Source organism: Helicobacter pylori (genome assembly GCF_003637665.1).
GTDB lineage: Bacteria > Campylobacterota > Campylobacteria > Campylobacterales > Helicobacteraceae > Helicobacter > Helicobacter pylori_CK.
The window spans coordinates 168,023-192,998 of sequence record NZ_MVWR01000001.1 but is presented as its reverse complement, the minus strand read 5'-3'; the positions used below and the strand labels follow the sequence as shown (position 1 = coordinate 192,998).

Genomic DNA, 24,976 nt, shown 5'->3' with positions numbered 1-24,976 from the left:
CTTTATTTGAATGGTTTAAAAATAGCGTTTTAGGGTAACGCTTTTAACAACACAAATTTAAGCGCATGCGTATTAAGAGCGCCAATTGCTGAAAGGGGCAAGACAAAGAGTGCTGATTTTTCATTAGGGTCATTTTCAAAATCGCTGGTTAAATGGGGGTGCAAAAACCCCAAATACGGCTCTAAATCAAACGCGTTTAATTTTTGCGCTTCTAAATTTAAAAAGGCGCAAAAATCCTTAGTCATCTTATCAATGTTTTCTACAACATCGCATTTATTGAGCAACACCCCAAAAGGCTTATTGGCCAAAGCGGATGAAAATTTTTCCAACTCCAACCTCAAGCGTTGGTATTGCTCTTTAATGCCCAAATCCAACCTAGAAGCGTCTAAAACAAAGGCTAGAACTTTGGTGCGCTCAATATGCTTTAAAAAGCTAATCCCTAAGCCTTTTCCCTGACTAGCCCCTTCAATAATGCCAGGAATATCCGCCATTAGAAATTCGCTTTTCTCATCTACGCTCACAACCCCTAAATTAGGCACTAGAGTCGTAAATTCATAATTAGCGATTTTAGGCTTAGCGTTAGAGATGGTGGAAATGAGCGTGGATTTACCCGCATTAGGGAAGCCCACTAACCCTATATCAGCGATAAGCTTTAATTCCAAACGCACGCTTTTTTCAACCCCCTCTAAGCCTTTTTGCGCGTAAGTGGGTTGCTGTTTAGTCGCGCTTTTAAAATGCGCATTCCCTAACCCTCCCTTGCCTCCTTTTAAGGCTAACACCCTTTCTTTAGGTTCTACCAAATCAAGCCACAACTTATCATCTACAAAAACTTGCGTTCCTGGCGGCACAACAATAATTTTGTCTTCGCCCTTTTTGCCCGCGCAATTTCGTGTGCCTCCTGGAGCCCCGTTTTTAGCCTTATGGTATTTAGTGCCTCTAAAATCCGCTAAAGTGTCGGTATTGTTATCCACTTCAAAATACACATCGCCTCCATCGCCTCCATCGCCTCCATCAGGACCTCCTTTGATGACAAACTTTTCTCGCCTAAAACTCACCATTCCAGGCCCCCCCTTACCCGAAGCGATGATAATTTCCACGCTATCTACAAACACAGCTTAAAAATCCTTTCTTTTATTCAGCAAATCTTTGCATGGATTTTTCCAAATGCGGCACCGCATTGAGTAATTTCTGCGTATAAGGGTGCTTTGGAGCGCTTATCACGCTATCCACATCTCCCGTTTCTACGATTTGCCCTTGATTCATTACGATGATTTTATCGCTTATATGCTCCACCACCCCTAAATCATGGCTGATAAAAATATAAGTCAGCCCCATTTCTTTTTGCAAATCCAAGAGCAAATTCAACACTTGCGCTTGAATGGACACATCTAACGCAGACACAGGCTCATCGCAAATCACCACGCTAGGGTGCAAAATGAGTGCCCTAGCAATGCCGATTCGCTGCCTTTGACCGCCTGAAAATTGGTGAGGGTAACGATCGATCCATTCTAATTTCAAGCCCACTTTTTGCATGATCTCTAGCACTTTGGCTTTGATTTCTTTTTTTGAAAAGTGAGAATTTAACAGCAAGGGTTCAGCGATGATCTCGCCCACTTTCCACCTTGGGTTCAGGCTAGAATAAGGATCTTGAAAAATCATTTGCACCTTTTTGCGGTAATCAAACCAATCCTGTTTGCTAAAATGCAAATGGCGCTTACCATTGAAATAAATCGCCCCGCTATCTTGCCTTTCAATCCCGGCTAAAATTTTGGCTGTCGTGCTTTTCCCGCAACCGCTCTCCCCCACAATGCTTAAAACTTCATTTTGTTCCACTTCAAAACTGATCCCGTTGAGTGCATGAATCACTCTTTTAGGCTTGAATAACCCCCTGTCTATCGCATAGGATTTTTTCAATTCTTTAATTTCTAAGAGCTTCATCGCAACTCCTTTGGAAAACTCAAATAATCTATATTTTCATCCACGGTTTCTAAGCGTTTTTTGCGGTATTCTTTGCCCGGTTTAGGGATCGCGCTTAAAAGAGCTTTGGTATAAGGGTGTCTTGGATCAGCAAAAAGCTCTTTCGCACTCGCTTGCTCCACCACATGCCCTTTATACATCACCACCACTTCATCAGCGATTTGCGCCACCACGCCTAAATCATGGGTGATAAACAAAATAGAAGTGCCTTTTTTTTGTTGCAACTCTTTCATCAATTCTAAAATCTGCGCTTGAATGGTTACATCTAAGGCTGTCGTAGGCTCATCAGCGATCAAGATTTCAGGCTCACACACCATAGCCATAGCGATCATCACCCTTTGGCGCTGCCCTCCGCTGAGATTGAAAGGGTATTCGTGGTATTTATCCCCTGCATGGGGAATGCCCACGCGCTCTAATTCATAAACCACCCTTTCTAAGCGTTCTTTTTTATTAAGGTTAGGGTGGTGGATTTTTAGTACTTCATTGATTTGAAACCCCACCGTGTAGGAAGGGTTTAGGCTCGTCATAGGCTCTTGAAAGATCATGCCAATTTTCTTGCCCCTGATTTCTTTTTGCATTTGCTTTTCTTTGAGTTGCAACAAATCCTGCCCTAAAAATTGAATGCTCCCCCCCACAATTTTCCCGGGTTTTTCAATCAACCCTAGAATAGAAAGCGAAGTGATGCTTTTCCCGCTCCCGCTCTCCCCTACAATGCAGAGCGTTTGAGACTTTTTCAAGCCAAAACTCACGCCATCCACTGCTTTATTCACGCCCTTATCGGTGAAAAAATAAGTTTTTAAGTCTTTAACTTCTAAAATCATGCAAGCTCCTTTTAAGAGGTGCGTTTAGGATCTAAGGCGTCCATGATGCCATCGCCTACCAGATTAAAACTCATGACCGTTAAAAAAATCATCACCCCAAGGAAAACAAGCATCCACGGAGCGGTAGCGATGTATTGCATGGAGTTCATCAACATCGCTCCCCATTCGGGTTTGGGAGGTTGGGCCCCAAGACCTAAGAAGCTCAGCGCGGCCGCTTCTAAAACCGTGGAAGCAAAACCCATTGTCGTTTGCACGATCAAAGGGATAATGCAATTAGGGAAGATCACCTTACACATCAAACGAAGATGCGAAGAGCCATTGATTTTAGAAGCGATCACATATTCTTTTTCTTTTTCGCCTAGCACGGAACTGCGCACCAATCGTGCAAATCCAGGAATCCCCACAAACCCAATAGCGAGCATGGCGTTAGTGAGCGAAGGCCCTAACACAGCGACCACAATCACGATCAATAAAATAGAGGGCAAAGCGAACATAATGTCCATGATACGCATGATAATTGCATCTGTTTTCCCCCCAAAATACCCCGCTATTAGCCCTAGTATCGTGCCAAAAAAGACCGCAATCCCCATAGAAACAATCCCTATGGTTAAAGAAATCCTGGCCCCATAGATCAAGCGGCTCAAAATATCGCGCCCCAAATCATCGGTGCCTAAAAGGTATTTAGCATTCCCCCCATGCTCCCATATAGGTTTTAAAAGGCGATCTTGCGCGTTTTGCACATAAGGGTCATGCGGGGCTAAAAGGGGTGCAAAAATCGCGCAAATTACCAATAAAAGCACAATCCAAGCCCCAACGACCGCCGCCTTATTTTTTTTGAATTGTTGGATAAACTCTCTAAAAGACTCCATTATGACAACCTTATTCTAGGATCAATAAAAGCGTATAAAATATCCACCAAGAGATTAGCCCCAATATACATCATGGCAATAATCAAAGACATGGACTGGATAATCGGGAAATCGCGTTGGTTGAGCGCATTAACGATCCACTTACCAATCCCAGGCCATGAGAAAACCGTTTCAGTTATCATGCTCCCCCCTAAAAGCCCGGCCAGCATCAAGCCTGCGATAGTCGTTACAGGGATTAAAGCGTTACGCAAAGTGTGCACAAAAATCACCCTAAAGGAGCTGCACCCCTTAGCTTTAGCGGTGCGCACATAATCTTCTTTAGACACTTCTGCCATGCTCGCGCGAGTCATCCTCGCAATGACAGCGGTAGAAACCGTGGCTAACACAATGCTAGGCAAAATCAAGTGCCTAATCGTATCCACAAACGCCCCATAATCCCTTGCGATCAGGCTGTCTATCAAATAAAGACCTGTGGGGCCATCTAAATAATACACATCGCTCAAACGCCCAAAAACAGGCAACCACCCCAATTGCACGCTAAAGATATAAATCAGCATAAGCCCTAGCCAAAACACGGGCATAGAAATCCCGGCTAAAGCGAAAGTCATGCTAGAATAATCAAACACGCTATAGCGTTTGATTGCGGCTAACACGCCAACGCTAATACCCAAAACAAGAGCCATAAACAAAGCGATCAAAGCCAATTCCACCGTGGCCGGGAAGCGTTGCCAAAACTCATGCATCACAGGCTCACCGGTCATGATAGAAGTGCCAAAATTGCCATGCAACACATTATTGATAAAGAAAAAATACTGCTCTATCAAGGGCTTATTCAATCCAAATTGCTCCCTTAAAGCGTCAATAGCGGCTTGATTGGCCTTTTCGCCTAAAATCACTAACGCCGGATCTCCTGGCACTAAATGCACCATCATAAACACAATGACACTCACTCCAAACAGCGTGGGGATCGCCCACAAAATACGCTTGATGATAAAACTCAGCATACAACCCCTTTCATTTTTCTAAATACACCTTAAAGAAGCGATTCACGCTCACCCCTGTCGTTTTATAGCCTTTGACTTTAGACAAATGCGGCACCACTGAATAAGGATAAGCTAAAGGCACATAGGGCGCATCTTTATGGATAATTTCTTGAGCCTTTAAATAAAGGGCTTCCCTCTCCTTTTGATCCGAAACCCGTTTAGCCTTTACAAGAAGATCTGAAAAGGCGTCGCTCTTATAAAAGGAACCATTTTGAGTGGGTATGGCTGAAGCGGCTTGCTTGCTCCATAAGGTGTATAAGAAATTATCCGGATCCGCAATGTCTGCCATCCAGCCTGCAAACGCCATTTCATGTTCGCCCAATCCCGTTCTTTTCAAATAAGCCCCCCACTCATACACTTCAATTTTCACATCAATGCCAATTTTAGCCAAGCTCGCTTGTATGAACACCGCTCCTTTTGGGTTACGAGTGGAAGTGGTAAAAATGGTGGTTTTAAAGCCGTTAGGATACCCCGCTTGTTTCAATAACTCTTTAGCCTTTTTCAAATCGTATTCATAGGGTTTGATGTTGTAGTTATAACCCCATATGGTGGGCGGGAAAGGATTGACCATTTTCTGAGCAAAGCCTTCATAAATCACCTTGATGTAATCATCCACATTAATCGCATGGTTGATAGCCAAACGCACCAAAGGGTTGTTAAAATACTTTTTTTGCGTGTTCAATGAAAGCCAATTAGCGATCAGCCCGGGGCTTTTATCCACCACGATATTAGGAAGTTTTTCTAATTGCTCCACTTCATTGAGATTAGGCCCGGTCATGAGCATGATTTCGCCAGTTCTTAACGCCAAGGCACGAGTGGAAGAATTAGGAATGGTGCGCACTACCACCTTATCCAAATAAGTTTTAGGCCCCCAATAATCCTGATTTTTTAAAAGAATGATTTTCTCATCTTTATTCCATAAAAAGAATTTGAAAGGCCCTGTCCCAACAGGTTTTTTAGCCAACTCGTCTTTTTTATTATTTTGAGCCAAGTAATCAGCGTAATCCTTACTCAAAATGCTCAAAAAATCCATGCCCAAATTGGCTAAAAACGGGGCTTCTGGCCCATTAAGCGTGAATCTAATGGTATAGTCATCTAAAGCTTCAATGCTCTTAATAATATGAGACATGCCCATGCCTTCCCAATACTTATAGCTTTTAGCCCCCGGACTATAGTATCGTTTAGCCTTATCCATTTGGCGCTCAAACGAAAACAGCACGTCTTTAGCGCTAAACTCTACTTTTTTATTCCAATACTTCGTTTGGTGGAAATAAACCCCTTTGCGTAAATGAAAGGTATATACAAGACCATCTGGGGATATGTCCCAACTTGTCGCTAAGGCGGGTTCAATTTCTGTGGTGCCGTATTTGAATTGCACGAGCGTGTCATAAATATTGCCCGTTGCCACATAGCTTTCGCCATCAGTTACTAAGGCCGGATCCATGCTCGAGCCATCAGCGCCTCTTGCAAAAACCAAAACGCCTCCAAAACGCTTTTGCTCTTCAACAGAAACATTTTCTTTAGAGGGATTAAGAGCAGCGTTTGGGTTTTCTGAAGCTTTCAAAAAAAACCCAAACAATAAAAGAAAAAAAAACAAACCCTTAACAAAAATATTATTCATAAGCCAGTCTCCACAACAAATTCTATATCTATAAAGGATAGAGATCTAAATTATAAATATTTTATTGCGTTTATAGGCGTTTAACAAACACCCAAAGGTTTAATTGACCTTTAAAGGTTACCCTATTCCCCAAAATTTTGACTAACCACAGAAACTTTTTTGCGGTTTCTGTCTTTATGTTCAAACTTCACAACGCCATCTATGAGCGCGTATAAGGTATGGTCTTTCCCCATGCCCACATTATTACCAGGATGCATTTTAGTGCCTCTTTGGCGCACGATAATATTCCCTGCTCTCACAAACTCTGAGCCAAATTTTTTCACGCCTAAGCGTCTTCCTGCAGAATCTCTGTTATTCTGCGTGCTCCCTTGACCTTTCTTGTGTGCCATTGTTTAATACTCCTTTATGCTACAATTTTAGTGATTCTCACACGAGTGAAATCTCTTCTAAAACCACGCTTGGTTTTGCTGTCTTTTCGGCGGCGTTTTTTGAAAGTGATGACTTTTTTGCCGCGCCCTTCATTGATCACTTCCGCTTCAATTTTAGCCCCATTCACAAAGGGTTTCCCACAAGAGAGCTTGCCCTCTTTGGATACGGCTAACACTTCCACTAATTCCACTAAAGCCTTAGGCTCTTTATTCATTTTATCCAATAAAACAATATCGCCTTCAACGACTTTATATTGCTTACCGCCATGCTTGAATATTGCGTATGACATTTCTATTCCTTAAAAATTGAACGCTCTTTTTAAAATAAACGCTTATTATAGTGAGTATTTGCTAAAATTTAACTTAAAATTGAGATTAAACCCACATAAAAAGTTTTTTTTTACACAAAAACCCCCCATTTAACCCGCCATTATTACCCCTCATTGCCCCACTCAAACCACTCACAATTGCTATTAACTTGTTTTGGAATACTTTTAGCTTGTTTGTTAAAAAACCAATAAGGATTTGATCATGCGCGTTACCTTTGGCTCAAAATACAACCAAATGAATAACTATCAAAACGCTTTACAAAATAAAATCAACGACGCTAACACGCAGATCGCTTCAGGGCTAAAAATCCGTTATGGTTATCAAAACAGCGACATTAACAACCAGAATTTAAAATTCCAATACGAAGAAAACACCTTGGATCAAGGCATTGATGTGGCGCAAAACGCTTACACTTCAACGCTCAATACCGACAAAGCCTTGCAAGAATTTTCTAAAACGATGGAGGCGTTTAAAACCAAGCTCATCCAATCCGCTAACGATGTGCATTCAGAGACTTCTCGCGCCGCTATCGCTAACGATTTAGAACGCTTGAGGGAGCATATGATAAATGTTGCTAACACCTCTATAGGGGGGGAATTTTTATTTGGGGGCAGTAAGGTGGATAGACCTCCCATTGATAGCGAGGGGAAATACCATGGCAATGGCGAAGATTTAAACGCGCTTATTAGCTCTGATAACCTTGTGCCTTATAATATCAGCGGGCAAGATTTGTTTTTAGGCGCAGATAAAGACAAACACAAACTCATTACCACCAACATTAAATTACTCAATCAAAACAAGCTCCACCCTGATGTGATGGACGCTTTAGAGCATTCTTCATTGCCTGAAGAAGTTTTCATTAAACCCAGCGATACCTTAAGAGAACTCATTGGCGATAACGATAAAGACCCCACCAATGACCCTAAAGAGTTTTTTTATTTGCAAGGCGTTAGGCCTGATGGCTCCAGTTTTAAAGAAAAATTCGCGCTGGATAAAGCTTATCAAAATCAAGGGAGCGCGACTAAAGTGAGCGATTTGTTGGATAAAATCGGTCATGCTTACGGGAACACTTCGCAAAATAAAGTCGTGGATGTGAGCTTGAATAATTGGGGGCAAATTGAGATCAAAAACCTAACGCCTGGCAGTGAAAATTTGGATTTCCATTTGATTTCTAGCGATGGGGATTTTGATGATTTAGACGCCTTGCGTTCGAGCGGTAAAAGGGTTACTGAATACGTCAAAAGCGCGTTTGTAACGGATAGGAGTTTGAGCCAAGTTAAAGCGGTGCCTAACATGTATAATCCCAAGGTGCTTGAAATCCCTAGCGTGTTTGTAACTAAAGACAATGTTTTGGCCAACAAAAACACTAAATTGAGCGAAATTTTTGGCGATAGCGTGGAAACTTTAAAAATCAATGCCAGCCGTTTGGACGATGAAAGCCTTATTAAAATCCCAAACCTCCCTGTTTATTTGGATATTCCCATTCTTTTAGACGTGAAAAATTCTACGATTAAAGATTTGAAAGACGCGATTAAAGAACGCTTCAATAATGAAGTGGATGTGGAAATTGCAACCAACGGGCGTTTGAGGATCATTGACAATTCTTCTAAAGAATCGCCTATTTCTTTGGCTTTAAACACCCTAGATCAAAAAGGGCTAGAAGTGGCCGGTATCCCTACTAATAACGCGAGCGAATACCAAAAAACCTATTTCAATAAAGAAGGGGCAAAATTAGAAAGCAATGTCGCTCAAATCGCTCAAAATGGCGCAGCTAATGGCTCTACTAAACTGAGTGAGGTCGCTAAGGGGAGTTTAGAAAATAGCGTTTTTAACATGAAATTAAACGATGTGAATGGCTCGTTTTTAAAAGCGCAAATGATCTTGGATAATAATGGGGCTTTTTTGAGTTTGCCTAATGGCGTTAAAATCCCGCTTTATGACCCCACAAGCGCTGATATTCAAGCTTCTAAACCCAATGAAGTCACTTACAGGCAGCTTATGGATGCGATGAGTATCGCGCTCAATTACAGCAATACTGACCCCGCCATCTACCAACAAATCAGCGATAACCCCACTTCAAAAGAAAGCAAGGAGCGCTTTATTGAATTGTTAAAACAAGCTAAAGACAACCTTTCTGTTAATTTGAATGAAGAGGGAAAAGTCATTATCCAAGACAACATGCATTCAAACACCAAAATGCAGTTCATGCTTTTTGATAAGGACGCGAATGATTTTTCTCAAAACGCCTTGCACAGCGACAAACCAAGCCTTAAATTAAACGCTAATAACGCTCTCATTATTGACAAGCCAAGCGTGAATTTTTTTGATCAATTAGAAAATATCATCACTTCGGTAAGAAAAGGGATTTATCGCCCGGACGCTTTAGGGGATACTTATTCTAGCGACATGCGTAATTTAGGCATTCAAAACGGCATCACCCTTATAGATCACTTGAGCGATCACATAGAAAAAATGATCGCTAAAAACGGCGCTCATGGTAAAGCGTTTGAAAACATTATCAGGCGTAATGAAGTTTTAAAAACGCAAGTTCAAAGCATTCGTGGGGAAACGACCGGCACAGATATGGCAGAAACTTACAATAAATTTTCCAATCTCACTAACAACTATAACGCCGTTCTGGCTTCCACGAACAAAATCAATAATCTGTCTTTAACGAAATATTTGTAGTCTTTTGGTGGTTTTTAAGCGTTCTAAAAAGAGATATTAAACGCTTTTAAGCTTCTATGAAGCCCCCCTCCTTTTGCCCTTTATTTCGTGGGCAAATCGCCTACAGGACAAGTGGCCACACCCACGCTTGGGCGAGTAATTTTTTCTACATTTTCTTGAGCTTTTTTGGGGTCATTCACCCAAGTTTTATAGAACTCAAAAGGGCATTCCGCCACACCCTTATCCCCATCGCCGCTAGCAAAAACCCCACTATAACCTCTGTGTAAGAGTTTGAAGAGTTGGTTTTGGCTTTGGTCGTATTTTCTCGCATCACGGATTTGTTGCACGGAAAGTTGGGCGTATTGAAGACCATTTTCTTCTTCCCCGCATTCGCCCAAAGTATGCCCGTCAAAACCAATAATGCTAGAATGCCCAAAATAGGAATACACCCCATCAAAGCCGGTCGCATTCGCTACCGCTACATAACATTGATTAGCCCACGCCATAGCTTTTACGATTGCAATTTGTTGCTCCTTAGCAGGATACATGTAACCTTGACAGCGCACAATGAGTTCTGCCCCACGCATCGCGCAATCGCGCCAAATTTCAGGGTAGTTCCCATCATCGCAAATAATCAAAGAAACTTTCAAGCCCTTAGGCCCATCAACCACATAAGTTTTATCCCCAGGATACCAGCATTCAATAGGGCACCAAGGCAAGATTTTGCGGTATTTTTGCACGATCTCACCCTTATCATTGACAAGAATCAAAGTATTATAGGGATTCTTTTTGGCTTGCTCGTGTTTTTCCCCAGTTAAAGAGAACACGCCCCAAACCTTGTTTTTCTTACAAGCCTCAGCAAAGATCGCAGTTTCTTCTCCAGGAACGCTTGCGGCTGTGTCAAACATTTCTTGTCTGTCATACATAATCCCATGCGTGCTGTATTCAGGAAAAATAATCAAATCCAACCCGGGCAGACCCTGTTTGACCCCACCAATCACCTTAGCGATATTGCGACAATTTTCCAACACTTGTTCTTTAGTGTGGAGTCTAGGCATCTTATAATTAACTACTGCTACACCCACAGTATCTGGGCTGCTACTAATATCTCCATGTCTCATATTATGTTCCTTATTTTTTGATGAGAGTTCCTACAAACCCTCTACTTGAATTTATAAAATAATTGTGTAAATAGATCTATAATGAATATAAAAACTTTAATCATTATGATTATTATGGGCGAGTTTTAACTTTTTTGCTCTATTTGGTAACCTATTTCTAGAAAAATGAGGTTTTAGTTACTCTATTTTTATAGTTATTTTATTTTCACTTCCACTAAGCCATATAGCGCATTGATGCAATAGATTTTAGCCGCTCTTTGCAAGTCTTGTAATTTTAAGCTAGCATGCTCAACAAGACCTTTTTTTAACAACCCCACAACACCCGTCCCGTTTAACGCACCCGTGCTGAAATAAGGGGTTAAAAGCCTGTTGTGGATTTCTAAAATAAGATTGCTCCTAGCGCCCTCAGTGAGTTCTAGATCCTGGTTATAAAAGATTTCATCAAACATAACGCCTTTTTTAATGAGCGCTCGAGCCTTTTGATAAAAAGGGGCGTAAGTGGTCTTATGGTATAAAAAATCATTGTGTTTGTCAATGGGGGCTTCACTCAAACGGATTTCTAGGCTTTTTAAAGGCTCTAAGGTTTTGTATTCTTTAATGAGCTTGCCCTTTTTATTGAGTAAAACCCTTAAAACCCCTTCTTTTTCTAATTCAAAGTCTAAAAGATTGTCATCGTATTTAAAGTTAAAATATTGGGCGCTACTCATTAAGCGTTCTTTATGGGCGTTTTTATTATTGATCTCTAATTTTTGATCCCTTTTGATAATTTTCATCGTCTCTACAATCTCAAATTCTATTTTGGGCATCACAAAAAAGGATTTTAAAAAGCTCTCTTCATATTCCTTTGAGGCTTTGCTTTGATAAGTTACCCCACTCCCTACCCCTAAATGCAAAAAATCTTCGCGTACTCTTTTTTCTAAAGTGCGGATAGGCACGCTAAAAAGGGCTTTCTTTTCTCCAACCATGCCTATCGCCCCGCAATACACCCCCCTAGGGCGTTTTTCTAAATATTCAATGATTTGCATGGTTTTTATTTTAGGGCATCCGGTCACAGAACCGCAAGGGAACAACGCCTTAAAAATCTCAAACAAACTGGTTTTTAGGGGCAATTTCGCTTCAATCTCGCTTATCATTTGATGCACGCTCGGCAAGCTGATGATTTCAAACAATTGATTGACTTTCACGCTATTTTTTAAAGCTAAACGGCTCAAATCGTTACGCAGTAAATCCACAATCATCACATTTTCACTTCTGTTTTTGTCATCATTTTGCAAAAACAATCGGTTTTTTTCATCTATCAAGGGGTTATTTGAGCGAGCGATCGTGCCTTTCATGGGTTTTGTAATAATCTTAATCGCTGTGTCTAAAAACTCTAATTCAAAAAACAATTCCGGCGAAAAGCTTAAAATACTCCCAAACTCATTTTCTATCAAAGCCTTAAAAGGCGTGTTTTGGTTGTGTATCACTTCCTTAAAAACGCGCTTTGGTTTGGCTTTAGTGTCTAAAAATAAATCCATCGTGAGATTCACTTGATAGGTATCGCCGTTTTTGAGACGCTCTTTAACGGCTTTAAACTGCTTGAAATAAGTTTTTTGATCTAAAGAACTATGGATTTTAGGGTAAAACGCATGCTCTTTTAAAGGCTCTAAAGAATATTTTTTTCTTTCTAAAAATTGTTCAAAATACAAAAAAGGGGTTTGGCTTTGAAAAGTTTCATCTAAAAACGCTAAATGCGCTTCATATAAAAGATACCCCACAAAATACCCCTTCCCCCTATTTTGAGAGATGAAATCCAGGGCGTTTTTAAGCTCATTAAGATTAGTGGCGGTGAGTTTTTTAACGCTTTTTTGATATTTAAAATCCCCAAAAATCATTTAATTTCTAGCAACCGCTTCGTATTTGTCTATCAAAAACACCGGGTTATAGCTCATTTTAGACCTTCTCAAACCCTCTAATCCTAGATCTTCTTCTCTGTTAGCGTAAGTTAAATGGCTAAATTCATTCAAAAGCAATTGCTGGTTGATGATTTGATACGCGCCTGCAATATCTGTGCGGGCTTTTTCAATGTGGATGAGCGCGCTCTCTTCGTTTAAAACTTCTCCAAAACTAAACGAGACTATTTCTCCATTAACCCTAATAAGCCCCCCTTTCACATCCAAGCTTTCATAATTTTCTAACACGCTTTGAATGCCCTTATTTTCATTGATTAGCCCTATATCATCAGTCTGGATTTCTAAAAACCACGCTTTAGAGGCTTCTAAAACTTCCTTTCTGTTTTGAGAAGAAATTTTTTCATAAACAAAATTCGCGTAGTTGGTTAAAAACTGGTTTAGGTGGTTTTTTTTCTTATGGTATTTTTTCCCTTTTAAAGCGATCAATTCTTCAACAGAATAAACATAATCGCTCCTGTCTCGGTTGTAAGTGAAATCAAACACCCCTACAAAATTATCTTTCAAATCGTCTTTTTGCTCTAAAGTCAAAGAGTGGAATCTTAAGTTTTTTTCTAATTTCAAAAGCTCTTTCACGCATTCATGCGGCCTCTTACCGATAGGATAGAAATAAAAGGGTTTTTGATTTTCATAAGTGGTTTGAATCACCAAACAATCCCTAATCACAGCCACCTGAATGAGCCTTGCGTGCTGCCATAAAAAGCAATTCGTAAAACTCACATCTGATAAAACGATTTTTTGAGCGCTTAAAAATCTTGAAAACAAGTCCTTATGTGCTAGGGTAATTTTTTCAAACATGGCAACTCTCTTTTATTTTTTTAACTCTTTGAGGGCGTTTTCTTGAAATTTTCTAGAAATCTTAAAAACCTCTGTATAAAAACCCGTAAGAATTTCTCCATTCAAATATTTGAAATCCCTTTGGTTGAGTCGTTTTAAAATTTCTCGCTCTCTTTTAGGGCAATAAATGGGGCTTTCTTGTTTGATGAGAGCGATTTTTAAAGCGATTTCTAAGCGTTTGTCTAAAAGATCGCTCAATTCATTATCCAACGCATCAATTTCAGCCCTTAAATTTTCTAAAAGACTATCCAAATTCTTTTGCATCTAATCAAACCCCTTTTAAGCCTTCTTCTTCTAACCGCCATAAATCTTCTAAAGCCTCTCTTTTTCTTATCACTCTGATTTTATGATCTTCTAGGGCTAATTCTAAAAGTTTGGGGCGCGAATTGTATTGACTGGCCATGCTAGAACCATAAGCCCCAACCTTTTCTATGACTATTTTATCGCCTGGCTCTAATTCTGGCAAATGGGCGTCTTTTAAAAAAGTGTCGCTGCTCTCGCACACAGGCCCTACCACATCGCAAGGCGAAATCTCACGCCCCTTAGAGGGCGTTATAACCCTTATGGCATGCTTAGCATGATACAAACTGGGGCGTAAAAAATCATTCATACCCGCATCCACAATCACAAAGCGCTTGTTTTGAGCCTTTTTTTCATACAAAACCTGCGTGATCAATTCCCCACTCTCAGCCACGATCGAGCGGCCCGGCTCACAAATAATCGTCAAATCCAAGCCTTGAAGCGCGTTTAAAATCCCTTGCGCGTAATCATAAAGCTTAATCGTTTCTTCATTTTCATAGCTCACGCCAATGCCTCCACCCACATCAAAAAAACGCAAATCTATCCCTAGCGCGATCAAAGATTTAGCGATTTTAGCCACCTTTTGGCTCGCTTCTATAATCGGCTCTAAATCTAAGAGCTGTGAGCCGATATGAAAATGCACGCTAACAGGCTCTAAAAACGCGCTTTTTTTAGCCCAAAGAAACATTTCTAAAGCTTCTTTTTCTCCCACGCCAAACTTATTTTCTTTCAAACCGGTAGAAATATAGGGGTGCGTTTTAGCGTCAATGTTAGGGTTGATTCGAATGGAAATCCTGGCCTTTATCCCTAAAGATTGAGCGATTGTTTCAATCGTTGTTAATTCCATAAAACTTTCTACATTCAAAAATAAAATGTTGAGTTTTAGGGCTTGTTCTATTTCAAATGCGCTCTTACCCACCCCGCTAAACACGATCCTATAAGGCTTGATCCCAGCTTTTAAAGCCCTATATATCTCGCCTATGGAAACGCAATCCGCTCCGCTCTCTAAATGTGCCAATAAAGAGAGGATACTCAAATTGGAATTCGCCTTTAAAGCGTAGCAAATCAAAGATTTACGCCCCTTAAACGCTTCTTTATAATTCAAAAAAGCCTGTTTGATTTTGTCAAAATCATAGAGGTAAAAAGGGGTTTTATAAGTTTGAAACAGCTCTTCATAATTAAACATAGAAAAACCTAGCCATAAAATTTGAACGAAGCATTATAGCAAAAAAGCTAAAACGCCACTCGCATGCCCACATTCCCGGTTATATTAATGTCCTGGTATTGCAAGCCCATCTTAAGCCCCACCCCCGCATTCACATACATCAAACGCCACAAATGCATTTCGCCCCCTGTAATCACGCTCGCAAAAGTGTTGAAAACTTCCCCCTTGCGATACAATAAAGTGTTTTCGCCCACAAAACGCACCACATTGCCGCCTTTAGATTTGATCAAAAGATCCCTACCTAGTCTCGCCGTTACAAAATAATAGGAATTTTGACCAAAATATTTACGGCTCTCCAACCCCATGTTGAGCGTTAAAACCGATTCGTTAGAGGGGTTTGAATGCATAAGAAATTGTTTGTAAGCGGCATCATTCATTTTGCCTTTCATCCCGCTCAAGCCTATGAAATGATAGCTCAAGCCCACTTGAGGTTTTAACACCACGCTTTTTTGTTTGAACATGAAATCATAGCCGTAATTCCCATTCACGCTCGTTGTCCAGGTGCTGTAGTTGTAGCGTTGGTTCAACACAGAGAGCAAAGAATTAGAAGAATTGATACTAGTTGCATTGCCTCCATAAGTTTCATTCGCGCTCAAAGTGAATTCGTTTCTTTTTAAAAAAGCCCTCGCATACATCCCCACATCCACATTATTACCCAAAGAACGCATGATGTTCCCATTAAAACCGCTATACCCATAAGCCACATAACCCCCAAGGATCACATTTTTAACCAACCGATCATAGCCCACATTCAAGCCATAAAGCGTGCCATTGCCCCCAGCAATAAAGCTCGCTCCCCCCACCCCTTGAACCCAAAGGTTATTGGGGTGTTTGCTAGGTTGAGAGTGTTTGACAAAAACCTCTCCAGGGTTAGGATCGCTGAAACGCTTGTTTTTAAGCTCTAACAAAGAAAAATCAGACTCTCCCTCTCTAGCCCTAAAATCAGAGAGTTTGGTTAAACGGCTGGTTTGTTGGGTGTAACTCGCCAATTCTAAAAGGTTGGTAGCGTTATCCCTGAAATTAGGGTTAGAAATCAAGCTCGCGGTGTTTTGAAGATCTTTTGTTACGCCTAAGATTTCATTCAAAGAGTGGTTTTCTAAATAAATCGGCGCAAAAAGCGGGTTTTCTTTAGTGTCTATCATCAATGTTGAAAGCCACTTGATAGCGTTATTCCCCCCTATCGCTTCAATTTGATTGAGCGCGCTTTGCCCTTGAATGCCCGCAATATAATCTTGTAAGGTAGGGGGGGTAAAGTCCATGATCTTATCGCCGTAAGACATTTTAATCTGATCATGAAGAACAGAAAGGCTTAAAATATGGTTTTGAGAGGCATTATTTGAGTTAGGCAGCGCTACGCTTAATAATAACCCCTTATCTTGCAACAAAACCCGTTGGCCCAAATAAGTCAATGCACCGTTTTTTTCCTCTATGTGGTTTCCGTTGATATTGATTAAGGTATAGAGCTTCAAATACGATTGCAAGCTGTTTGGGTTGATATTGTAATCAATGTAACGGCTGCTTTTTAATAAAGTGTAAGTCGTGTTATTGGCCATGCTGTTATTGACATTGATAAAAGGCGTTTGGGTGGTGTTGAGGTTAATGATCCCCTCTGCTTGAATGAGCGGATTTACAGGCGTTTGAATGTTTTCTAAATTAAAATGGATCGTTCCCAAATGATTCAAAGCCCCCCCTACTTCTAACCCATAAATCCCAGTGCTTAAAGAAGCGTTTGAAGCGATCACTAAATTTTGAAGCACCTCTATTTTTTGTGTGGCGTTGTTGTTAAACGCTCCTTGAATGTTTAAGTTATTCGTTACAAAGCTGGCGTTTTTCTCTAACACCGCTTGGTTGGAAATTGTGAGGTTGTTGGCTTGGAATTGAGCGTTATTGTAAAGATACAGGTTTTTAATGTTTGCAGAGCCTTTAATCTTTGAAAAATCAACCACCCCATTAGCGTAAATATTGCCTGAAAAATTGAAATCATTCGCCGTAATTATCAAGCTTTCATCGTTATTATTTAAGGCGATTGGCGCGTTATTTGACGCGTTACTAGAAGAAGCGCCATTCGCGCTTTGGGCGCTAAGCGCGCAAGGGTTTGTAGCGTTAGCTGCAGTTGGAGTGCTTTGTTGCGCGCAACTAGCGTTGATAAACAGATCGCCTTGAGACACAGAAATATTGTTATTAGCAGCATTAATCTTAAGGCCGTTGCTAGCATCAAGCGTGGTGATGCTAATGTTAGAAACTTGATTAGACAATAAATTGAGCGTTCCAAAATGGTTAGTGAAAACGATATGATTGTTTCCGGCAAAAATGAGCGAATTCCCTGCGTTAAAACTGAGCGTGCCTCCATTAGCGTTAGAGAAAGTGGAATTTTGCACAAAAACATTACCTTGCGCGTTGAAACTAAAATCCCCTTTTTGCCACACTTGACTCAAGCCATATGGGGCGAAAAGCCCCTTTTTACCAAGATTAGGGATCAAATCCCCCAAACCTTGTTCATAAATAGACCCTAAGCCTTTAGCCGCTAGGACTTTGTCTAAAACGCTTTTAATCTGCTGGTTTTGCAACAAGCTTTCTAAAGAATTGAGCGTGTCTTGGCCTAAAAATTCGCCAATCATTTGTTTGCCTAAAGCCACTACATCGTTTTGTAAAGCCTTACTCGGTTTGACAATATCTTGCAACATCACGCTGATCACTTGCCCTATATCGTTAGCGGAAATAAAGCCGGTGATCTGATTGAACAACCCTTTTTTACTCAATAAATCATTGATAGACATGCTCCCTATGAGCTTTTCAGGGTTTTGCAAATCAATGCCCCCTAGTCCGGCTAATCCCCCCACTAGCCCAGTCCAAAAGCCTAATTTTTGCCTGATCAAATCCTTAATCGCCGTGTTCAAACCGCTATCGTTCATGAGGTTATCAAAGTTATTCTGCCCTAAAAGCTGGCTTAGGGTTTGATTTTTTTGTTCAGGCGTTAAATGCCCTCCAATCACGCTATTACTCCCTAGCATATCCGCTATCAAATTCCCTAATCCCCCGGCTTTATTAATGGATTGCACCGCCACTTCGCCCAAAATATTAGCGAGCCCGGCTTGATTGAAAACCTTATTGATGCCCTCTTGGCCTAGCATGCTAAAAATCCCATCGGTTTGCGAGCTTACGATATTAGCCTGGTTGAGAATGAGCGAAGTTTGGCTGTTAAAAGTTACGCTAGCGCTCCCCCCAGTCCCCCATGCGTTCCCACTCCCTAAAGTGCCGGTAAGATAAATTTCTTTAGCGTTAAAAGTCGTGTCAATATAGCCCAAATCAGCCGAGCTGGACTCTAAAAGCTGCCCTAAATAAGTGCCTCTAAATTTTTGGCACACAATATCAGTATAATCACAAGGTGTTTGATAGCCCAAGCCCCCAAAAACCACCGCGCTATTAGTGTCTGTTTGCCCTATTTTAGTCGCTCCTATAATCAAAGCGCCGTTATTGAAATTTTGCACGACCGAGTTATTCGCGTTATCAATCAACTCGTTAATGTTTTTCCAATCGCTAGGGGTGATGAGTTTGGTAAGCTGGTTTAGCGCATCGCCTTTTAAATCGCTCAAATTTGAAAGCGAAAAATCATTCCCTAATATCTTCTTGATTTCAGGGTAGAGTTTGAGCGCCATTTGCCCTAACGCTTTGATATTATTGAAATTATAGCCCTTGTTATAGATGTGTAACGCGCTAATAGGGTTACCTTGCGCGTTATAGGTTTGCGAGATGACAGAAGATTCAGAGGTTAGATTGTTATTTTTCGTGGTGTTATTGCTGCCGTTAGCTTGATAGGATTGGTTGGGGTTGTAATAACCTTTCACGCTGCTCGTGAGGTAAAACACGCCTTCTGCATCATCGCTATAAGAATACACGCCATTAGCGTTGTTATAAACCTTTTGGTAGTTAAAGACTTCAGAGCCAATGTTATAGAGCGTGTTTTTAATACCCGGGATTTGAGAGAGCGTAACGCTTAGTTGGTTGTCTTTAAAGCTCTCGGTGATTTTTAGGGCGTTATTAAGGGGGTTAGTGAAACTATAAGTTTGGTTTTTAGCATCATAAATCCCGTCATTGATGCGCATGCCAAAGAAGCTGATACGCTCATACCAATTACTATTCATACCCGCTTGAATGATGTTATACACACGATTTTTATTATCGTTTAGATCGCTTAGTAAATCAATGTTAGCGATATTCAAACTCCCTTGATCGCCAAAAACAAGCTGGCTGTTTTTCAAATCCAACACGCTACTGCTGTTAGGGTTTAAGAGGTTGCCTCCCAAACTCAAGGGCGCTTTAATATCAAGGGCTTGATGGAAAGTAATGGGGCTTTGAGAAAAAGCGTTATCATAGAAATTAAACGCCGTGTTAGAAGTAATAGCGCTAGAGCCTTGAAAATCTAAAGAAGAGTTATTGCTTAAATTAAACTGCCCTCCTAAAGAGCTCGCTCCCTTAAACACGATAGAAGAATCATTCAAACTCGTAGTAATATTCGCTGAATTGAAATTGGTTGTCCCGTTAAAATTAAGGTGAGAGCCATTACTCGCAATCAAGCTCGCATAATCGTTGATCGTGGCGTTATTGGAAACATTAATCGTGCTTTGGTTGAGGTTGAGCGAGCTGGTGTCGTTCAAATTCAAATCGCCTTGAAGTTCTAAAGTTGAATGGTTGCTCGCATTGATAGAGGCGTTTTGAGAAAGATTGATCGCATTGGCTTTAATACTGCTTGTCCCCACTGAAACGCTTAAATTGGAATTGTCAAACGACACGCTATTAGCTTGCATTTGATACAAACCAGAGCTTAAATTCGTGCTGTTGGTGAAACTGATCGCATTAACGGCGTTGAATTTAAAAACAGATTGCGTTGCCCCCACATAGCCCCTAAAAGAGCTGTTAGAAAAATCCAGATTCAAAGCGTTGAAACTGAAATTAGGGTTGCCGCCATTTTGCGCGGTATCGTCTATAAAATAGGAGTTTTGAGCCTGAATGTTCGCGCTGTTGGAGACAAAATTCATAGACGAGCTTTGCGTGCCAGCGGCGCGGTTATACAAAGTCGCGTTCGTTAAAAGAATGCCTTGAAGCCCGTTAAAATTAAGGCTTGCGCCCCCACCGCTAGAAATGCGGTTCCCGCTTTCAATGCTTGCGGTAATGTAAATCTTTTGCGCTTCATAATGCCCTGTGATAAAGCCTATGCATTGCAAATTCCAGCAATGCCCGCTCGCATCATTACTCCCTGCCCCCTTATTGTCCCCAAAGCGGATGATCACATTAGATTGTGGCGCATCGCTCGCATCCGTCCATATATTTTTAGCCCCAAAAACGATCGCGCTGTTTTGCCCGGTGAATGTTTGAGAAAATTCCGCCTTAGTGAATAAAGTTTTCCCGCTCGCATAAAAATCAATGCTGTTGTCGTAATAGTAAATGGTGTTGTTTGCATTCCCTAAATTATTGTTATAGCTATTAGGCATGTAGGTCATAAAACCGAGAGCGTTTTGATGATATAAATGATCCGATTTTTCCATATCCACATAATCAAACACCATGCTAACGCCCAAACGCCGGATAGAAATGCTGTTTGGTGAAAAAACCTCTTGGAAATTGTAGGTTTGGTTATTGAAAGAATACACCACATCATAAACGCCATTACCCACGCTAGAGACGAGTTTTTCACTGCTTGCCCCATGCCCTTGGTAGTTGATGAGCTGCCATAGATTTTTACTGAAAGCGTTGTTGTAATCAATCTCTTTAGAAGAGCTTACAAGGGTGATAGGGTTGCCATTAGTGATAGCTTCACCAATATTAATCACCGAATGAGCGCTAAAAGCAATCGTCCCATCGCCAAAAGACAAAGGAGCGTTCAAGTTTTTTAAAGTGATGTTATTTAAAGTAACCTGCCCTTTCACGCTCGTATTCGTAGGGCCATTAAACACCACGTTATCAAAGGTTGCATTCCCTGCAATATTAACAGAGCCGGTATTATTGAAATTAGCGTTATTTTGAGAGCCATTAGCAGAGTTCCCAAAAACAGCGTTCCCGGCGATTTGCAAATTTGAATGAGCGTTAGTGAAATCCCCCACAAACGAAGTGGTTGCGTTAGAATTATTGAAATTAAAAGAAGCGCTGTTGTTAAAGTTAGCGTCATTGAACGAAGCGTTTTTTGCGCTAATCTCAAACGAACCGCTATTAAATTGGTTGTTATTTAAAAAATTCAAGCTATCGCCATTGAATTGATAACTCCCTCCATTAAAGTTGGTGTTTTCAAAAGTCGCTTGCCCTGCATTGAAAATGAATTTCCCGTCTTTAGCTTCGTTAGTGAAAGTGGTGCCATACACCGAAAGCGTGCCGTTAGAATTTAAACCATTCAAATTCTGCGAATTGTCCATGCTTTGCGTGGAAAAAGTCATAGAGCTTGAATAAATCCCGGCGTTATGTTGCGTGATGGTAGCGTTAGCGATATTGATACTATCTACCCCATTAAAGATTAGATTAGCTGCCCCACCCGTGCCTATACGATTGCCAGAACGCAGATTCGCTGTGATATACACATGATAAGCGCTATAAGTGCCGTTAGTCGTGCCTGTGCATTGGTAATAGGGCCAAGGCCCGCAATGCCCACTAAAAACGCTCCCTGAAGTGTCCCCAAAAGACACCGTGTCGCTAGAAGAAACGCTATTTCCAGTCCATGTTGCGTTATACCCAATCACCAGATTACTATTACTTGCGCTAAAGGTTTGTTTAAACGAGTTGGTGTAGCTCCCCCATATTTGAACGCTCGGCAAGTAATAAGTCCCGCTCTCTGTAAAATTTTGGGATTTGGGGATGTAATATTTATGGTCATACCAAGGCATGTCAGCATTAATATAATTTGAAGCGGATAAGTCAAATTTGGAGCCGCTAATGACAGGGGGTGGCGTGTAAGTCCCGCTCTCTAAAGCTTGGATAATAATGGAATTAGGGCCAAAAGTTTCTTGCAGTTTGTAGATAGTATCCCCTATTTTGTAGCCCACTTGATAGACTTGTGGGGAGTCTTTAGTGGGTGCAGAGGGCAAAGAGTCAGTATTTTTAGAGGTTGCAGTGCTTTCGCTCAAAAGCTGTCCAGTAACCCCACTGTAAGTGATCATCTTCCACAAACCTTGAGCGAAACTTTGCGGATCTGAAGAGCTTTCGTTCGTTTTTAGGGCATTTGTCAAGCCATTGATTGCATGGTTTAAAAGACGATTATAAGTGATCCCACCGCTAGAATTTAAAATCGTTACGCTATTCTCACTGCCTAAACTTGTGAGGTTAAAAGTCGTCCCTTGAGTGAGAGTGATTTTAGAACTCCCAAAATCAAGGGTTGAGCCATTTTTCAAATCATTCTTACCGCTTAAAGTAACGCCACCGGTAACACTCATGTTGTTTGCATCAACAGAAGTGTTAAATGTCGTGTTGTTAAAACTCGCATCTTTTTCTATAGTGATTTTACCGGTATTGTTGAAAGTGGCGTTATTAAAGGAAGTGTTTTGGATTGTTAGTTGGTGGTTTGAATTGTTAAAGGCTTGCTCAAAATTCACAGAACCCTTAAGAGTGGTAGCGTTACCACTAAAAGAGCTGTTTTGAATTTGGGGGTACTGAGTGCTTTGATTGATCTGGTCATTAAAAGTAAAAGTCCCCCCATTAAAGGAGCTGTTTTGGAAAGTGGCTTGATTATTAAAAGTGTATGTAGCATTACTAAACGAAGCACCATTAAAAGAGCTTGTGCCTTTAAAAGTGAAACTACCGCTATTAAAGGCGGTGTTATTGGTGGCTTTAAACTCTTTATTGAAAGTATAACTCCCCCCATTCCATTTCGCCCCGCTAAAAGTGGCGTTCTCTTCAAAAGTGAAACTGCCGCTTGCATTGCTAAAGGTCGTATTAGTAGCACTAGTCGTCCCTTTAAAAGAATAGCTAGGCCCTGAAGTGGAGCAATTAGCCCCTACACCCACACTAGCTAAAGAACTGCAAGTATCCCCATTTAAAGAAACCGAATTAATGGTAATAACGCTGTTAGCATTGCCTATATTCACTTGCGAAGTTTTATACGCGCTGATATTGGAATTGATAGCAACCTTATTAGCGTTCAAGTTTAAAGTGGCTATTCCCGTGTGCGTGCCAGCTCCCGATCCCACACGATTGCCCACTTCTACGCTGTTATTCACATTGATAGTCCCAGCGCTAAAAGTAACATTAGTATGCCCATTAGGATACCAAGAAGTGAAGCTATTCCCACTACTCGCACCTAGATTAAAGGTAGCGTTACTGCCTAATTCAATATTTAAATTCCCCCCATTATATTCCCCTCCAGTGTAGTTATACAAACCGCTTAAAAAATAAGTGCCGTTATCATTTTTTAAATTAGCTGTAATATTTTGGTTGTTTTGAGTGTGGTAATAATTAGCTGCATTACCCCCTGCCCAAGTTTTTGTAATGAGTTGGTTTCCTGTGTATTGTTGTGTTTTTTCCTCCCACTTATCGCAACCCCATATAGCATACCATGGATGATGCACGCATACCTTTTGGCTTTTTTCCCCCCAACTAAGCCCCAAAATATCCGTTCCATCCGCATACACCCCACTAGCAAACCCGCTGATGAGTAAAGGTGCAAGCCATAAAGAACGCTTTAAGATGATTGTTTGATGCGATCGTTTTATACTTTTTGATTTCTTTTTAAACTTTTTCATTAAATGCTGCTTTCTTTTTGCTTAGATAGTAACAAAAACTCTCCCCTTTAATCAAGCCGAGTTTTTGCTAAACAAGCGCCAAAAAAACAAAGCGCACACCAGCACGAACAATTCCTTAAACAGCCATTCGCTTTGAGTGTGCAAGCGGGCAAATTCATTGCTTTGGATTGCAACTTCGCCTATTTTTTGAGCGTTCAAAATATAAGGCGTGTAATAAAAAACAAAGAGCAAGCACAACGCCCCTATCGCCACGCCAAGGATCAAATACACTAACGATCTTTTAGAGTAGATAAACGAAATGATTTCATAAAGTAACACTATAAACCCCATCGCGCCCAAAAGATAATTGAAACGCACAAAGATTTGCGCCATGAGTTTCCCGCTTTCAAAGGGAGTGAGATTCAATTCAGGCAAAATGCTTGACGCTTTGAAAACAATGGGCGCAACTATCGCTCCTAAAATGATCAAAGAACCGCCCAAAATGCCTAAAATAAGCAAATACACCCCTAAACTAATTTTTAAACTAATCTTTTTCATTTTCCACCTTTTTTAAGATTTTTGCAACAAATGGTTATGGCCTTTAAACTGCCACACTTGAACTAAAGGCATAAAAAATTCCAACAAAGCTTGAATATCAGTAATTTTGTCTTCCAAGCCGATAAACACTTCAATTTTCACGCCTTTTTCTAATAAAAGCCTAATTGTATGATCACTATACTTGTAATTCAATAAAAATTCCAATTCTTCTAAAGAACCCCTTTTTTTAAAACGCTCCAATTGAGTGCTCAAGCCCACTTCCTTATAAAAGTTATCCATGTAGCTTTGCGGATCTTTTTGAAACGAAGAAAGTTGCAAGCGTTTGAACGCCAAACTCTTATGCGCTAGCATGCAAGGCGAAAACAATAACAAGGAATGGATGCGGCGTTGTTGCAAGACTTCATTATAAGCGTATTCTATTGCCTTAATCGCCCCCATAGAAAAGCCTGAGACATCATAAGCCCCTTTTAAAAGCCACTCTTCAAACAACACGCTTTCATTAACAAACCCAAAACCGCTAAAAAAACGCAT

17 protein-coding genes are annotated in these 24,976 nt (G+C 40.8%); 1 reads left to right on the top strand and 16 read right to left on the bottom strand.

The features are described from left to right. Positions 1–29: 29 nt before the first annotated feature. The 8 genes from obgE to rplU form a co-directional block, all read right to left on the bottom strand. Positions 30–1,112: a GTPase ObgE gene (gene obgE / locus EAL49_RS00930; RefSeq protein WP_120828264.1), complete on the bottom strand. Its 1,083-nt coding sequence runs from the start codon at positions 1,110–1,112 to the stop codon at positions 30–32. A gap of 19 nt (positions 1,113–1,131) precedes the next feature. Beyond that, positions 1,132–1,938 carry an ABC transporter ATP-binding protein gene (locus EAL49_RS00925; RefSeq protein ID WP_000770466.1) on the bottom strand — a complete coding sequence of 269 codons (807 nt, stop codon included), beginning with the start codon at positions 1,936–1,938 and terminating at the stop codon, positions 1,132–1,134. Then, positions 1,935–2,798 (bottom strand): ABC transporter ATP-binding protein, encoded by an 864-nt coding sequence (locus EAL49_RS00920; RefSeq protein WP_000599854.1) that lies wholly within the window; start codon positions 2,796–2,798, stop codon positions 1,935–1,937. The genes EAL49_RS00925 and EAL49_RS00920 overlap by 4 nt, the downstream gene beginning before the upstream one ends. An 11-nt stretch (positions 2,799–2,809) precedes the next feature. Beyond that, the gene (locus tag EAL49_RS00915) at positions 2,810–3,667 is read right to left on the bottom strand and encodes an ABC transporter permease (RefSeq protein ID WP_120828262.1); all 858 of its coding nucleotides are present in this window, start codon (positions 3,665–3,667) and stop codon (positions 2,810–2,812) included. Further along, the gene (locus tag EAL49_RS00910; RefSeq protein WP_079297924.1) at positions 3,667–4,671 is read right to left on the bottom strand and encodes an ABC transporter permease; all 1,005 of its coding nucleotides are present in this window, start codon (positions 4,669–4,671) and stop codon (positions 3,667–3,669) included. The genes EAL49_RS00915 and EAL49_RS00910 overlap by 1 nt, the downstream gene beginning before the upstream one ends. Before the next feature lie 10 nt (positions 4,672–4,681). Further along, the gene (locus tag EAL49_RS00905; RefSeq protein ID WP_120828260.1) at positions 4,682–6,331 is read right to left on the bottom strand and encodes an ABC transporter substrate-binding protein; all 1,650 of its coding nucleotides are present in this window, start codon (positions 6,329–6,331) and stop codon (positions 4,682–4,684) included. 122 nt (positions 6,332–6,453) lie between these two features. Beyond that, positions 6,454–6,720 (bottom strand): 50S ribosomal protein L27, encoded by a 267-nt coding sequence (gene rpmA, locus EAL49_RS00900; protein WP_000940618.1) that lies wholly within the window; start codon positions 6,718–6,720, stop codon positions 6,454–6,456. Positions 6,721–6,734: 14 nt separating this feature from the next. Then, entirely contained in the window at positions 6,735–7,049 is a 315-nt protein-coding gene (rplU, locus tag EAL49_RS00895; protein WP_000119326.1) for a 50S ribosomal protein L21, read from the bottom strand. A gap of 241 nt (positions 7,050–7,290) precedes the next feature. On the opposite strand from rplU, the gene flgL reads away from it, so the two are divergent. Beyond that, positions 7,291–9,777 carry a flagellar hook-associated protein FlgL gene (gene flgL / locus EAL49_RS00890; protein WP_120828258.1) on the top strand — a complete coding sequence of 829 codons (2,487 nt, stop codon included), beginning with the start codon at positions 7,291–7,293 and terminating at the stop codon, positions 9,775–9,777. An 80-nt stretch (positions 9,778–9,857) separates the two neighbouring features. On the opposite strand, the gene EAL49_RS00885 is transcribed toward flgL, so the two are convergent. From EAL49_RS00885 to bioV, 8 genes are all read right to left on the bottom strand, one after another. Further along, positions 9,858–10,877, bottom strand: a complete 1,020-nt coding sequence (locus EAL49_RS00885; protein WP_120828255.1) for an aliphatic amidase — start codon at positions 10,875–10,877, stop codon at positions 9,858–9,860. 194 nt (positions 10,878–11,071) lie between these two features. After that, positions 11,072–12,751: a bifunctional chorismate-binding protein/class IV aminotransferase gene (locus EAL49_RS00880; RefSeq protein WP_120828253.1), complete on the bottom strand. Its 1,680-nt coding sequence runs from the start codon at positions 12,749–12,751 to the stop codon at positions 11,072–11,074. After that, positions 12,752–13,624, bottom strand: coding sequence for a DUF2156 domain-containing protein (locus tag EAL49_RS00875; RefSeq protein ID WP_120828251.1), 873 nt, complete (start codon positions 13,622–13,624; stop codon positions 12,752–12,754). Between the two features lie 12 nt (positions 13,625–13,636). After that, a complete protein-coding gene (locus tag EAL49_RS00870) occupies positions 13,637–13,927 on the bottom strand; it encodes a chorismate mutase (protein WP_120828249.1) in 291 nt (96 codons plus the stop codon). Between the two features lie 4 nt (positions 13,928–13,931). Beyond that, positions 13,932–15,149 (bottom strand): diaminopimelate decarboxylase, encoded by a 1,218-nt coding sequence (lysA, locus tag EAL49_RS00865; RefSeq protein WP_120828247.1) that lies wholly within the window; start codon positions 15,147–15,149, stop codon positions 13,932–13,934. 47 nt (positions 15,150–15,196) lie between these two features. Beyond that, positions 15,197–23,908, bottom strand: coding sequence for an immunomodulatory autotransporter protein ImaA (gene imaA / locus EAL49_RS00860; RefSeq protein WP_120828245.1), 8,712 nt, complete (start codon positions 23,906–23,908; stop codon positions 15,197–15,199). A gap of 51 nt (positions 23,909–23,959) precedes the next feature. Beyond that, the gene (locus tag EAL49_RS00855; RefSeq protein WP_120828242.1) at positions 23,960–24,445 is read right to left on the bottom strand and encodes a DUF4149 domain-containing protein; all 486 of its coding nucleotides are present in this window, start codon (positions 24,443–24,445) and stop codon (positions 23,960–23,962) included. 12 nt (positions 24,446–24,457) lie between these two features. Beyond that, complete coding sequence (bioV, locus tag EAL49_RS00850; RefSeq protein WP_120828240.1) at positions 24,458–24,976, bottom strand: pimelyl-ACP methyl ester esterase BioV; 519 nt, start codon at positions 24,974–24,976, stop codon at positions 24,458–24,460.

What these genes read in the sequence shown, in the direction of transcription:
- EAL49_RS00925 (WP_000770466.1), bottom strand. Translation starts at nt 1,938, where the DNA reads ATGAAGCTCTTAGAAATTAAAGAATTGAAAAAATCCTATGCGATAGAC.
- EAL49_RS00880 (WP_120828253.1), bottom strand. Translation starts at nt 12,751, where the DNA reads ATGATTTTTGGGGATTTTAAATATCAAAAAAGCGTTAAAAAACTCACC.
- rpmA (WP_000940618.1), bottom strand. Translation starts at nt 6,720, where the DNA reads ATGGCACACAAGAAAGGTCAAGGGAGCACGCAGAATAACAGAGATTCT.
- rplU (WP_000119326.1), bottom strand. Translation starts at nt 7,049, where the DNA reads ATGTCATACGCAATATTCAAGCATGGCGGTAAGCAATATAAAGTCGTT.
- imaA (WP_120828245.1), bottom strand. Translation starts at nt 23,908, where the DNA reads ATGAAAAAGTTTAAAAAGAAATCAAAAAGTATAAAACGATCGCATCAA.
- EAL49_RS00910 (WP_079297924.1), bottom strand. Translation starts at nt 4,671, where the DNA reads ATGCTGAGTTTTATCATCAAGCGTATTTTGTGGGCGATCCCCACGCTG.
- lysA (WP_120828247.1), bottom strand. Translation starts at nt 15,149, where the DNA reads ATGTTTAATTATGAAGAGCTGTTTCAAACTTATAAAACCCCTTTTTAC.
- EAL49_RS00870 (WP_120828249.1), bottom strand. Translation starts at nt 13,927, where the DNA reads ATGCAAAAGAATTTGGATAGTCTTTTAGAAAATTTAAGGGCTGAAATT.
- EAL49_RS00875 (WP_120828251.1), bottom strand. Translation starts at nt 13,624, where the DNA reads ATGTTTGAAAAAATTACCCTAGCACATAAGGACTTGTTTTCAAGATTT.
- EAL49_RS00920 (WP_000599854.1), bottom strand. Translation starts at nt 2,798, where the DNA reads ATGATTTTAGAAGTTAAAGACTTAAAAACTTATTTTTTCACCGATAAG.
- EAL49_RS00885 (WP_120828255.1), bottom strand. Translation starts at nt 10,877, where the DNA reads ATGAGACATGGAGATATTAGTAGCAGCCCAGATACTGTGGGTGTAGCA.
- EAL49_RS00855 (WP_120828242.1), bottom strand. Translation starts at nt 24,445, where the DNA reads ATGAAAAAGATTAGTTTAAAAATTAGTTTAGGGGTGTATTTGCTTATT.
- EAL49_RS00915 (WP_120828262.1), bottom strand. Translation starts at nt 3,667, where the DNA reads ATGGAGTCTTTTAGAGAGTTTATCCAACAATTCAAAAAAAATAAGGCG.
- EAL49_RS00905 (WP_120828260.1), bottom strand. Translation starts at nt 6,331, where the DNA reads ATGAATAATATTTTTGTTAAGGGTTTGTTTTTTTTTCTTTTATTGTTT.
- bioV (WP_120828240.1), bottom strand. Translation starts at nt 24,976, where the DNA reads ATGCGTTTTTTTAGCGGTTTTGGGTTTGTTAATGAAAGCGTGTTGTTT.
- flgL (WP_120828258.1), top strand. Translation starts at nt 7,291, where the DNA reads ATGCGCGTTACCTTTGGCTCAAAATACAACCAAATGAATAACTATCAA.